At 70.7% G+C, this 12,020-nt stretch carries 10 protein-coding genes and 1 pseudogene; 1 reads left to right on the top strand and 10 read right to left on the bottom strand.

Annotation, left to right across the window (positions count from 1 at the left end):
• The 10 genes from EHS43_RS24285 to EHS43_RS24240 all read right to left on the bottom strand — a co-directional run.
• On the bottom strand, positions 1-723 hold a 723-nt coding region (locus EHS43_RS24285; RefSeq protein WP_125192886.1), incomplete at its 3' end, for an SMP-30/gluconolactonase/LRE family protein.
• A 28-nt stretch (positions 724-751) separates the two neighbouring features.
• Positions 752-1,039, bottom strand: a complete 288-nt coding sequence (locus EHS43_RS24280; protein ID WP_125192885.1) for a helix-turn-helix transcriptional regulator — start codon at positions 1,037-1,039, stop codon at positions 752-754.
• 267 nt (positions 1,040-1,306) lie between these two features.
• Positions 1,307-3,310 (bottom strand): beta-galactosidase, encoded by a 2,004-nt coding sequence (locus EHS43_RS24275; RefSeq protein ID WP_125192884.1) that lies wholly within the window; start codon positions 3,308-3,310, stop codon positions 1,307-1,309.
• Positions 3,307-4,620, bottom strand: a complete 1,314-nt coding sequence (locus EHS43_RS24270) for a glycoside hydrolase family 36 protein (protein WP_125192883.1) — start codon at positions 4,618-4,620, stop codon at positions 3,307-3,309. Before EHS43_RS24270 ends, EHS43_RS24275 begins: the two co-directional genes overlap by 4 nt.
• 27 nt (positions 4,621-4,647) lie before the next feature.
• Positions 4,648-5,535, bottom strand: a complete 888-nt coding sequence (locus EHS43_RS24265) for a carbohydrate ABC transporter permease (RefSeq protein ID WP_125192882.1) — start codon at positions 5,533-5,535, stop codon at positions 4,648-4,650.
• Positions 5,532-6,509 (bottom strand): carbohydrate ABC transporter permease, encoded by a 978-nt coding sequence (locus EHS43_RS24260; protein WP_125192881.1) that lies wholly within the window; start codon positions 6,507-6,509, stop codon positions 5,532-5,534. Before EHS43_RS24260 ends, EHS43_RS24265 begins: the two co-directional genes overlap by 4 nt.
• A gap of 13 nt (positions 6,510-6,522) precedes the next feature.
• A complete protein-coding gene (locus EHS43_RS24255; protein ID WP_125192880.1) occupies positions 6,523-7,827 on the bottom strand; it encodes an ABC transporter substrate-binding protein in 1,305 nt (434 codons plus the stop codon).
• Between the two features lie 201 nt (positions 7,828-8,028).
• Positions 8,029-9,489: a cellulose binding domain-containing protein gene (locus tag EHS43_RS24250; RefSeq protein ID WP_125192879.1), complete on the bottom strand. Its 1,461-nt coding sequence runs from the start codon at positions 9,487-9,489 to the stop codon at positions 8,029-8,031.
• Positions 9,490-9,563: 74 nt separating this feature from the next.
• Complete coding sequence (locus EHS43_RS24245) at positions 9,564-10,961, bottom strand: HAMP domain-containing sensor histidine kinase (RefSeq protein ID WP_125192878.1); 1,398 nt, start codon at positions 10,959-10,961, stop codon at positions 9,564-9,566.
• Positions 10,958-11,662: a response regulator transcription factor gene (locus EHS43_RS24240; RefSeq protein WP_125192877.1), complete on the bottom strand. Its 705-nt coding sequence runs from the start codon at positions 11,660-11,662 to the stop codon at positions 10,958-10,960. The genes EHS43_RS24245 and EHS43_RS24240 overlap by 4 nt, the downstream gene beginning before the upstream one ends.
• A 98-nt stretch (positions 11,663-11,760) precedes the next feature.
• Between EHS43_RS24240 and EHS43_RS48000 the strand changes: the two are divergent.
• A pseudogene (locus EHS43_RS48000) lies at positions 11,761-12,020 on the top strand (hypothetical protein); the annotation flags it as partial.

Raw genomic sequence — 12,020 nt, 5'->3', positions numbered from 1 at the left:
GTGCAGCAGGTCGAGCGGGGGGATGCGGGGGCCGGCCAGAGAGACCCAGACGGGGCCGTCGGGTCCGCCGCGCCAGATGTTGTCGGGCATGCCCGGAAGGTTCTCGGCGTGGGGCTCGGCTCGTCCGGCCGACGGTCCGTCCAGCCAGTAGCGGGTGAGGCGGCGGGCGCCGGTCTCGGCGACGACCAGGAAGGACTCGTCCGCGCTCGCGGCGAGGCCGTTGGCGAACTGCAGCCCGTCCAGCAGGACTTCGGGGGTGTCGTCGCCGGGTGCCAGGCGCAGGAGGCGGCCGGTGCCGGTGTGTTCGACGATGTCGCCGATCCACTGGTCCAGGGGGTAACGGCGGCTGGAGACCGTGAAGTACACGCTGCCGTCGGACAATGCCACCACGTTGCTGGTGAACCGCAGCCGCTCCCCCGCCACTTCGTCGGCGACGACACGTACGGTGCCGTCGGCGAGGTCGACGCCCAGCAGCCCGCGCTCCGCGTCGCACACCAACAGGGCGTCGTCCGGCAGGAGTTGGAGCCCGAGCGGTCTGCCGCCGGTCTCGGCGAGCACCTCGACGCGGGCGGTGAGGGGTTCCGTCAGCCCGTCGATCCGCAGGATGCGGCCGTCCGCCACTCCGGTGAGGACACGGCCGCGGGCGTCGGCGACGACGTCCTCGGGACCGTGGCCGCCGATGGCCACGTAGTGGCGGGGCGTCAGTGCGCTGGGACGGTCCATCGGGTGCCTGCCCTTCCGGTACGGGCCGCTACCAGCCCTTTTCGAACATGCGCGCCACCTCGGCGATGCGCATCTCGTCGCGACGGTAGTACGTACGCCACCGGATCTTCCGGGTGCGCACCAGGCCGATGTCCACGAGAAGGCCGAGATGGGTCTGCGCGACCGAGCGGGAGACGCCGAGTCTGTCCGCGACCGCGGCGGCGGTGACTCCGTCCCGGGCGGGATCGCCGTGCCGCCGAGAGGGGAAGTGCGCGACCGGGTCCTTCAGCAGCTCCAGGATGTCCAGGCGCCTCTGGTTGGCCGGAGTCCTCAGCATGTCGTCCCCTCCGCCCCTCCTCTGGGTCCGTCCACTGTCCCGCAGCCGGCGCCGCCCTGTCCTCCAGGTCGCCGAGCTTGTCCGAGATCGAACTCCTCTGCGAAAAATGGCCGTTGAGGGCGACTGCGCCGGGAGGGGGAATCGCGCCACTCAGGGGGCGAGGCGCGCGGAGGCACGGCACGGCAGCAGGGGCCGTACAGGCATCCCCCGGAGGGTGAGGCCCCCTCCGCCCGCGGCTCGTGGTCTCGCGGGCGGAGGGGCGTCGGTTCAGCCGTCGAGCCGTACGACCCGGACGGCACCCGCCGGGACGGCGAGACGGCCGGAGGCGCGTTCACCGGTCAGCAGTTCGGTGCCCGCCGCGTCCAGGGGCACCTTGGCCTCGGACGCGGTGTGGTTGACCACGAAGACGTAGGAACCGGCCTCGCCGTTGCGCCGGACCACCTCGACGTCGCGGGGCAGGTCGGCGCGCGCGGGCAGCCGGGCGTCCTCGGCGGCCCAGCCGAGCAGCGCGTCGAGGCCCTGGGCGGCGAGGCGCGTGGAGACGTACCAGGCGGTGCCCGCGCCGTGCCGGTTCCGGGTGACGGCCGGGTGGCCGGCCGTCAGTCCGTCGCCGTACGTCCACACGGTCTCGGCGCCGCGGGGCACCACGAACTCGGTCCACACGTCGCCGGTGAGCTCGGAGCCGTCGGGGCCGGTGACCGGGACCGACTGGCCGGGCAGCAGGGGCGAGAACTCCTCGACGGTCAGGCCCAGGACGTCCCTGAGCGCGCCCGGGTACGCGCCCGGGTGGACGGCGTCGTGCTCGTCGACGATGCCGGAGAAGTACGACACCACGAGGGTGCCGCCGTTCTCGACGTACTGCCGGAGGTTGCGGCCCGCGGCCTCCGTCATCAGGTACAGGGCGGGGACGACGACAAGGGGATAGGTCGACAAGTCGGCTTCCGGGTGGGCGAAGTCGACCGTGAGGTGGCGGTCGTAGAGGGCCTCGTAGAAGGCGTCGGCGCGCTCGCGCGCGTCGTGGTCCTCGCTGGGGCGCCAGTCGAGGTTCTGTGCCCACCAGGAGTGCCAGTCCCACAGGACCGCCACGTCCGCCTGGGTGCGGGTGCCGCGGACCGTGTTCAACGAGTCGAGGCTCGCGCCCAGTTCGACGACCTCGCGCCACACGCGCGTGTCGGTGCCGCCGTGCGGGACCATCGCCGAGTGGAACTTCTCGGCGCCGCGCCGGGACTGGCGCCACTGGAAGAACATGGCGCCCTCGGAGCCGCGGGCCACGTGCGCGAGGGAGTTGCGGGCCATCTGGCCGGGGGCCTTGGCGGGGTTGCGGGGCTGCCAGTTGACGCCGGAGGTGGAGTGCTCCAGCAGGATCCAGGGGGCGCCGCCCGCGACCGAGCGGGTGAGGTCGGCGGCCATCGCGAGGTTGACGTGGGTGCGGCGGCCGTCGGTGATGAGGTAGTGGTCGTTGGTGACGATGTCGACCTCGCGGCCCCAGGCCCAGTAGTCGACGGAGTCGCACTGGCTGAGCGCGGTCATGAAGTTGGTGGTGACCGGGATGCCCGGGGAGAGCCGGTGCAGGATGTCCCGCTCGGCGACGAAGTTCTCGCGCATGGTGGCGTCCGCGAACCGCTTGTAGTCCAGCGCCTGGCCGGGATTGCCGACCGTGGCCGCGGTGCGTGGCGGGTCGATCTGCTCCAGGCTCGTGTAGTGCTGGCCCCAGAAGGCGGTGCCCCATGCCTCGTTGACGCCGTCGACACCGCCGTACGTCGTCTCCAGCCAGCGGCGGAAGTGGGCGGCACAGGAGTCGCAGTAGCAGGCGGAGACGGGGACGCCGTACTCGTTGTGCACGTGCCACATCGCGAGGGCCGGGTGGTCGGCGTAGCGCTCCCCGAGGGCCCGGGCGATGCGCAGGGCGGCGTCCCGGTAGGCGGGGCTGGAGGGGCAGAAGGTCTGGCGGCTGCCGTACGACAGTCTGCGGCCGTCCCGGTCGACCGGCAGGGCGTCGGGGTGCTTGCGGAAGAACCAGGCCGGCGGGGCCGCGGTCGGGGTGGCGAGGTCCGCGGCGATGCCGTTCTCGTGGAGGAGGGCGAGGATCCGGTCGAGGCGCTCGAAGTCGTAGGCGCCCTCGCTCGGTTCGAGGAGCGCCCACGCGAAGATGTTGACGCTGACCATGTTCACGCCCGCCTCGCGCATGAGGCGGACGTCCTCGGCCCACACCTCCTCGGGCCACTGCTCGGGGTTGTAGTCACCGCCGTAGGCGATGCCCTCGGGGATCATCGGACGTCTCCTCCGAGCAGGCGGCGGGTGGTCTCCACACCCCACTGGTCCAGGGACAGCAGGCGGTCGCTCGACGCCGTCAGGCCGCCCGTCGCCTCCACGTGGGCCGCCCAGCGCTCGCGGGTCTCCACGGCGGGGCGGGCCATCAGGCAGTCGGGGTCGTTGACCCAGAGCAGGCCGTGCTGCCACTGGCGGCCGGCTCCGGTGAACTCGGCCGGGTCCTGGCCCGGCTGGCTGTAGTCGTCCGCCTCGGGACGGCGGTGCGGGGCGGTGTCGGGGCTGACCCGCATCGCGTCGAACAGGCCGATGGAGGGCAGGACGGGGGCACCGCAGCCGAGCAGGTAGGCGTCCGCGCCGATGGCCTCGCGGATGAGTCCGATGCCCGAGCGGTACGCCGTGAGCGCGTCCGCGGAGGAGTGGCGTACGCCCTCCAGCGCCCCCGCGTACAGGAAGTCGGCCTTGAAGTAGTCGTAGCCCTCGGAGACCAGGGTCCGGAACACCGAGACCAGGTACTCCGCCGCCGCGGGGTGGGTGGTGTCCAGGACGCACAGGTCGTGGCCCCAGTTGCGGCCGGCGTGCAGGAAGCCTCCGTCGAGGTCCTCGACCAGCCAGTCGGGGTGCTCGGCGGCCAGGTCGCTCGCCGGGTCGACGAGGAAGGGGGCCGTCCAGATGCCGGCCCGGCGGCCCCGCGCCCGGATCGCGTCGGCGATGCCCGCGCGGGAGCGGAAGCGGCCCGAGAGGGTGAGCCAGTCGCCGAGGGCCCTCTGGTAGCCGTCGTCGATCTGGACGACGTCGACGGGCAGGTCGAGGGTGTCCATCGCACGCAGGTTCTCGTGGATGTCGTCCTCGGTGACGTGCGTGAAGTACTCGTACCAGGAGCACCAGACGGTGGGCGCCGGGCGGGGGGTCTCGACCCCGAGCCCGGCGGCCCACCCGGCCAGCGTCTCCTGGATGTCCGTGCCCGTGAACTCCTTCACCGGGCCGTCGGCGGCGACCTGGGCGGTGGTGCCGTCCACGGTCAGGCGGATCGACGGGACCTCACGCGTGGGGTCCGCCGCCGCCCACAGCCGCACCGGCGATCCGTCGCCCGGGTCGAGCGCCAGCAGCCCCTCGCCCTGGAAGGTGCCTTCGGGGACGGTGACGCCCGGCCGGTAGCAGACCGTCGCCCAGTTGTCGTTCGTCGGGCGGTACGGCTTGTCACCGAGGGCGTACGCCCCGCTGGGACTCCAGGACTGCCAGCCCTCCTCGTGGACGCGGGCCCTGCGCGGGTCCACGGGCACCAAGGCGAGCGGGGTGAAGGGGTGGGGCACGGTGGTTCTCTCTCAAGTGGCGGGCGATCAGCCCTTGTTGGCGCCGAGGGTCAGTCCGCTGACGAACTGGCGCTGGAGCGCGAAGTAGACGATCAGGGTCGGGATGGCGGTGAGCAGGGCGCCGGCGGCGATGAGGTTGGGGTCGGTGAAGTACTGGCCGGAGAGATTGTTCAGCGCCGAGGTGATCGGCATGTTCTCGCCGGTGGAGATCAGCACGATGGCCCAGAAGAAGTCGTTGTAGATCCAGATGGACAGCAGGGTCGCCAGGGCGGCCATCGCGGGCTTGCACAGCGGCAGCACGATCTGCCAGTACATCCGCCACACCGAGGCGCCGTCGACCAGGGCGGCCTCGGTCAGCTCGTGCGGCAGCATCCGCATGTAGTTGGACAGCACGAAGGCGCAGAAGCCGGACTGGAACGCGACGTGGATCAGGACCAGGCCGAGCGCGGAGTCGTACAGCTTTCCGCTCATGGTGATGCCGGGCAGGTCGATGAGCAGGTACATGCGGTACAGCGGGGTGATGATGACCTGCTGGGGCAGCAGGTTGCCGGCGGTGAAGACCAGCAGCAGGAAGATGTTGAGGCGGAAGTCGAAGCGGGAGACGTAGAAGGCGACCATCGAGGAGACCAGCAGGGTCAGCAGCACTGCGGGGATCGCGATGATCAGCGTGTTCCCGAAGTAGTGCATCATGTCGGACTGCTCGAAGGCGTTGGTGAAGTTGTCCAGGCTCAGCTTGTCGGGCCAGGACACATAACCCTTGTTGCTGGTCTCGCTGTAGGGGCGCAGGGCGGCGAAGACCGCCCACAGCAGCGGGGCGAGCCAGGCCAGCGCGGTGACGGTCAGGAACACGTGCAGCAGGACGCGGGCCGGGCGGACCGGGGTGTGCTGCTTGGCCGGCGCGGTCAGGGTGCTCATGCGCGCCGCTCCTTCCGGAAGGTCGCGATCAGGTACGGGATGATGACCACCAGGGAGATGACCAGCAGGACGACGGCGATCGCGGAGCCGTACCCGATCCGGCTGGACTCACCGATGATGTTGTTGGTGATCAGGATGGACAGCAGCTCGGTGCCCTGGGCGCCCTTGTTGAAGACGAACACCAGGTCGAAGGCGCGCAGCGCCTCGATGATGGTGACGACCAGGACGACGGTGTTGGTGGGGCGCAGGGTGGGGAAGATGACGTTCTTGAAGGTCTGCCACTCGTTCGCGCCGTCCAGCGAGGACGCCTCGCGCAGGGAGGGGTCCACGCCCTTCAGCCCGGCCAGGTAGAGGATCATCATGTAGCCGGTGTGGCGCCAGGAGGCAGCGATCAGCACGGCCCACAGGTTGAGCTTGGGGTCGCCGATCCAGTCGATGTAGTGGCCGGGCTTGTTCGCCCCGATGAGGCTGTTGATCAGCCCGGTGTCGGGGTTGTAGACCAGCTGCCACACGAAGCCGGTGACCGCCAGGGAGACCACGACCGGCAGGAAGAACGCGGTCTGGTAGACGCGGGAGAAGCGGATGTTCTTGTCGAGCTGCACCGCCAGGAACAGGCCCAGCGGGGTCGGGATCAGGATGAGCACGACGAACCAGATGACGTTGTGCTCGACGGCGGGCCAGAACTGCGGGTTGTCGCTGAACAGCTGCTTGAAGTTGTCCAGCCCCACCCACTTGATGGAATCGAAGCCGATCCCGTCCCAGCTGGTGAAGGCCAGCGCGATCGAGGCCAGCGCGGTGACCCAGACCAGGGCCACGTGCAGGACCGTGGGCACGCCCGCCATGAAGGCGAGCGTGACCCGGTCACGGCGGGTCAGCAGGCGCTTGTGGCCGCGCGGGACCCGCTTGACAGGGGCAGCGCCCGAAGGCGGCTCGGCGGCCGCCTCCGGGCTCTTCGTGGTGATGTCGGTAGTCATTCAGCCGCTCAGCTCAGGAGGACGCGAAGATCGTCTTCTTCTGGCGTTCGATCGAGGACAGCAGACTGTCCACGCCCTTGGGGTTCTGCAGGAACTTCTGCAGCGAGGGCTGCATCACCGTCGAGGTGAAGTCCGGCCGCGAGTCGCGGTCCATGAACTGGGTCAGGCTCTTGGCACCCGAGATCATCTCGTACGCCTTCTTCTGGAGCGGCGTGTACGAGGAGGTGTCGGCCTTGCTGGAGGCGGCCACGACGCTGGAGTCGGCCTTGAGGTAGATCTGCTCCGCCTCCGGGGTGCCCAGGTACTCCAGCAGCTTGCTGACGCCGGCCTTGTTCTTCGGGGCCTTGGAGACCATGAAGCCGTCGGTGGGCGCCTCCACGGTGTCCTGCCCGTACGCCGGGTTGATCTCCGGGAAGGCGAAGAAGTCCAGGTCGTCCAGGTCTGCCTTGTTGGTGAACTGCTGCGCCACGAACGAGCCCAGCAGGTACATGCCCGCCTTCTTCGACACCAGCGTCTGGGCGGCGTCCTGCCAGGTGCGGCCCATGAACCCGTCCTGGTGGTAGGGCAGCAGCTCGGCCCAGTGGTCGAAGGCGGCCTTGACCTTGGCGTCGGTCCACGCGGCCTTGCCCGCCATCAGCTCGACGTGGAAGTCGTAGCCGTTGAGACGGAAGTTGATCTGGTCGAAGGTGCCCATCGCCGGCCAGGCGTCCTTGTCGCCGAACGCGATCGGGACCAGGCCGTCCTTCTTCATCTGCTTGCACAGGGCGACCAGCTGGTCCCACGTGGTGGGAACCTCGTAGCCGTGCTGCTGGAAGACGCTCTTGCGGTAGAAGATCGCCCACGGGTACGTGTACAGCGGCACGAAGTAGTACTTGCCGTCCGCGCCCTTGGACAGCTTCTTCATCGCGTCCGGGAAGTTCCCGCCGATCTTGTCCCACACGTCGTCGATGGGGGAGGCGAGGTTCTTGGACGCGAAGAACTGCATCCGGTAGCCGGCGAACCAGTTGAACACGTCGTCCGGCGTGCCCTGCAGATACGAGTTGATCTGCTCCTGGAACGTGTTGTGGTCCTTGGTGTTCACGTCGACCGTGATCCCGGACTGCTTCTGGAAGGCCGCGTAGATCTCCGCGAACGCCTTCTTCGGCACCGCGTCCGACGCGTTCGACCCCAGAGTCACGGTCTTCGGGTCGCTGGAGCTGCCGCTGCTGCCACAGGCGGACAGCAGGGGTATGCCCGCCCCGAGCAGAGCGGCACCACCCACCCCCTTGAGCACACCACGGCGGCTGGGCGAGGGCAGGGAAGACGAAAGGTCACGCATGGACGGCTCCTGAAGGCAGGGGTCCGGTCATGGAGGGATTCGGAGACCGGTCGTAATCGACCAGAAACCAACTTGACCGAACACGGTGGCGCAATGACAGCGGTATGTCAGGTCATGCGTCAATAGCTATCGACCCGATTTGTCGAAACGTGACCGACATCCCTGCCTACCAGTGACACAGGAGCCCCGTCGGCGACCGGTTCAGTCGTGGGCGGCGAAGGCCTTCGAGAAGGCGAACGCCTCCTGGACGACCGAGCTGCAGGTCGCGTCGGCGGAGGGCCGCGCACCGCCGGGGCACTGCTTGTCCCGGGTCGCGGACCACATCGACAGCGGGCCCAGCCCCTTCGCTTCGGCGAAGTCGACCAGCTGTGCCGCGTCCTCGACCTTGAAGATCTCCGAGGCCACGTCGTTGACACCGATCATCGGCGTGACGCCGACGGCCTTCCAGGCCGCACTGTCGGACAGCCCGAGGACACCCTTGACCTGGGCCTGGGTGGCGGTGGCGGCCTGCTCGGCGTACGTGCCCATGTCGCCGCTGTACGCAGGACCGTAGTCCATCGCCATGATGTTGACAGTGGCGATGCTCACGCCGTTGGACTTGGCATTCGCGAGCAGGCTCACCCCGTCCTGGGTGAGGCCCTCGGGCATCACGGGGAGGGTGAAGGAGACGTCCAGGCCCGGGTGCTCGCGCTGGATCCTGGCGATCGCCTGGGCACGGCGGGTGTTGGCGGCCGCGTTGGGCAGCGCGCCGCCCTCCACGTCGAAGTCGACCTTGGTCAGGCCGTAGGCGTCCACGACCTTGCCGTACGCCGCCGCCAGCGCGTCCGCCGAGGAGCAGGTGGTGGCCAGCTCGGAGCCGGAGGCGCCGCCGAAGGAGACCCGGACGTCACCGCCCTTCGCCCGCAGCGCGCCGATCTGCGCGGCCACGGCGTCGCTCGCGAGGTCGCTCACCCCGCCCCACTTGGGGGTGCAGCCGCCGCCGTCGGTGACGAAGGCGAGGTTGTAGGTCTTCACCCCGGTCGCGTCGGCGGCGGCCAGGAGGTCGAAGGCGGGGTAGAGCGAGGTGTCGACGTAGGGGGCGAAGCCGGCGGTGGCGGCGTTGCCGGTGCCCGTTCCGGTGCCTGTTCCGGTGCTCTGCGAGGGCGAGGGGGCGGCCGTGGGCGTGGAGGTCGGTGTGGGCGTGGGCGTGGGTGTCGGGGACTGTGTCGGGCGGCCGGTGGGTTCCGGGGTCGCGGTGTCGTCGGCGGAGCACTTGGCGCCGTCGACGCGACAACCGGTCGGATCCGCCGTGCCGTTGACCACGAAGCCGACGGTGACCGATCTGCCGGGCGCCAGCCCGTCGGTGTCCCACTTCGCCGAGGTCACGGTGACGTGCTGTCCGCTCACCGAGGACTCGGCGTTCCACAACGAACTCAGTCGCGCCCCCGGGGGCAGGTCGAACTCCAGCTTCCAGTCCCGGTCCGCCGCCCCGCTGTTGTTGGTCACGACGTACTGCGCGGTGTATCCCGTCGACCAGTCGCTGGTCCTCGTGTACGCGGCGCCGATCCCGGCCGCCTGGGCGGTGCCGGAGACGAGGACCGCGCCCCCCGCGACCGCGGCTGCGGCGACCACCCCGCCGATCACCTTGTTCGTGCTGCTCACCTTGCGCCGATGCATGCTCATGCCGCGGCACGCTAGCGATCCGGAATCGGGCAAATGACCTGATCAGGGCGGGCTTTGAGGATCTTAGGGCGCGCTTAAGGAAGGGATCGGGGCCGGTTAAAGGTAGAGACCAGTCTGCGCGTCCGGCGTCTGCGCACCCGGTGTCCCCGGCGCACCGGTTCCCGGCCGTCCAGCTGGATCCAGATCCGCACCTCGGTGCCGCCCAGCACCGACCTGCCGATCCGTACGTCCCCGCCGGTCGCCTCGGCGAGCCGCCGCACGATGTCGAGGCCGAGCCCGGTCGACCCGGTGCTGCCGGACCCCCGTCCGCGTGCCATGGCGGCCTCGGGGTCGCGGATACCGGGGCCGGCGTCGGAGACGAGCACGATCACCGCGTCCTCGCCGTTGTGCACGTCGACCGCGAAGGCCGTGCCCTCCGGGGTGTGCCGGAAGACGTTGCCGAGCAGGGCGTCCAGGGCGGCCGCGAGGTCCGCCCTGGCCACGGGGATGCGCACCGGCCGGTCGGCGCCTGCCACCCGCCACTTGCGGCCCTCGTCCTCGGCGAGCGCCGACCAGAACCCCATCCGCTCCCGGACCACCTCGGCCGCGTCGCACCCGGCACCGGGCCCTGCGGCCGCGGTCTGCGGCTTGGCCTCGCGGGCGGTGCGGATGATGGTGTCGACCTCGCGCTCCAGCTGGGCGACCGCCGCCCGGGTCTGCTCGGCGGCCGGACCGTCCCCGAGCGAGGCCGCGTTGAGCCGCAGCACGGTCAGCGGGGTGCGCAGCCGGTGGGACAGGTCGGCGGCCAGCTCCCGTTCGTTCGCCAGCAGTTGGACGACCTGGTCCGCCATGGAGTTGAACGCGACGGCCGCCAGCCTGAGTTCGTTCGGTCCCTCCTCCGGCACCCGCGCGCCCAGCTTCCCCTCCCCCAGCTCATGGGCGCCCTCGACGAGCTTCTGCGCGGGCTGCACCATCCGTACGCCGAGCCGGTCGGCGACCGCGACCGAGCCGACGACGAGCGCGATGCCGACGCCGGCGAGGACCGCCCAGGCGGTCGCGACGCCGTTGCTCACCGCGGACTCGGGGACGTACACCTCGACGACGGCTATCTGGCCGGAGCTGAGCGCGACCGGCTGGAGCAGGGTGGAGCCGCCCGGCACCCCGGTGGTGGAGGCGCGGCCCAGTCGGCGCACGGTCGCGATGTCGTCGGCGCCGGCCCGCGGGTGCCCGATGTCCACGGCCCGCTGTCCCTTGCCCGCCGGTAGGTGCACGGCCATCCCGGAGTCCGCGCCCGCCGAGGCGACGACCCGCTCCAGCTGGTCGCGGTCGGTGGTGATGGACAGGGCCGGCGCGACGGCGGCCGCCTCCCGCTCGGCGTTGGAGAACGCGCGGTCCCGGGCCATCTCCTTGATGACGAGGCCGAGCGGGACGGCGAAGGCGACCACGACCATGGTGGTGACCGCCAGGCAGACCTTGACCAGAGCCCATCTCACAGCGGCAGCCCTCCGCCCGGTGGTTCCAGCTTCACGCCGACGCCCCGCAGGGTGTGCAGATAGCGGGGCTGCGCGGCGGTCTCGCCCAACTTGCGCCTGAGCCAGGACAGATGGACGTCGATCGTCTGGTCGTCGCCGTAGGACTGCTGCCAGACCTCCGCGAGAAGTTCCTTGCGGGGTACGACCACGCCGGGCCGGGCGGCCAGGAAGGCGAGCAGGTCGAACTCGCGCCGGGTGAGGTCGAGCCGGACGCCGTCCAGTTCGGCCTGGCGGCGCAGCGGGTCGACGCTCAGGCCGCCGACGCGCAGCACGGTCTCCGACGGGGCGTCACCGCCCGCCGCCCGGGACCGCCGCAGGACGGCTGCCATCCGGGCGGAGAGGTGTTCGACCGAGAAGGGCTTGGTGAGGTAGTCGTCCGCCCCGGCGTTCAACAGGCGGACGATCTCCGTCTCTTCGTCCCGCGCGGTGGCGACGATGACCGGGACGTCGGTGATGCCGCGCAGCATCTTCAGGGCCTCGGACCCGTCGAGGTCGGGCAGACCGAGGTCCAGGATCACCACGTCGAAACGGAAATGGGCGACCTCGCGCAGCGCCTCCAGCGCCGTCCCGACGCTGCGCACGGTGTGGGCGGCGTCGGTCAGGTGCCGGATGAGCGCCGAGCGCACGAACTGGTCGTCCTCGACCACGAGCACACTTGCCATGCGCCGCACCGTACGCGATTCGGGCGAGCGCGGTCGGGGCCTGTGGACAACTCAGTCCGGGTGCGGCCCGTGGGGCGCGTGAGGCAGTATGGCGGGCGATGCGCAGAGGACTCGTACACGTACTGGCCTGGCTGCTCGCCACGGGCGCGGCGGTCACGCTGTCGTGGTGGGGTGTCCACACGGTCATGGCGGGCACGGCCTACGATCCGCCGCGCGCCCTGCCCATCACGGCGGCCGACGCGACCACGCAGGAGTCGAGGCCGCTGGCGTCCCCGACGCCGACGCCGAGCAGGCGGGCGGCCCCGTCGAGGAGTTCCGCACCGACCCCGAAGGCCACGTCCGCGCCCCCGGCCCCCTC

The sequence above is a fragment of the Streptomyces sp. RP5T genome, from assembly GCF_003933965.1.
Lineage (GTDB): Bacteria > Actinomycetota > Actinomycetes > Streptomycetales > Streptomycetaceae > Streptomyces.
This window is presented reverse-complemented; position numbering and strand designations above follow the sequence as displayed.

Bases quoted from the DNA above. Each gene is read 5' to 3' on its own strand.
- EHS43_RS24280 (WP_125192885.1), bottom strand. From the start codon at position 1,039: ATGCTGAGGACTCCGGCCAACCAGAGGCGCCTGGACATCCTGGAGCTG.
- EHS43_RS24275 (WP_125192884.1), bottom strand. From the start codon at position 3,310: ATGATCCCCGAGGGCATCGCCTACGGCGGTGACTACAACCCCGAGCAG.
- EHS43_RS24265 (WP_125192882.1), bottom strand. From the start codon at position 5,535: ATGAGCACCCTGACCGCGCCGGCCAAGCAGCACACCCCGGTCCGCCCG.
- EHS43_RS24260 (WP_125192881.1), bottom strand. From the start codon at position 6,509: ATGACTACCGACATCACCACGAAGAGCCCGGAGGCGGCCGCCGAGCCG.
- EHS43_RS24255 (WP_125192880.1), bottom strand. From the start codon at position 7,827: ATGCGTGACCTTTCGTCTTCCCTGCCCTCGCCCAGCCGCCGTGGTGTG.
- EHS43_RS24250 (WP_125192879.1), bottom strand. From the start codon at position 9,489: ATGAGCATGCATCGGCGCAAGGTGAGCAGCACGAACAAGGTGATCGGC.
- EHS43_RS24240 (WP_125192877.1), bottom strand. From the start codon at position 11,662: ATGGCAAGTGTGCTCGTGGTCGAGGACGACCAGTTCGTGCGCTCGGCG.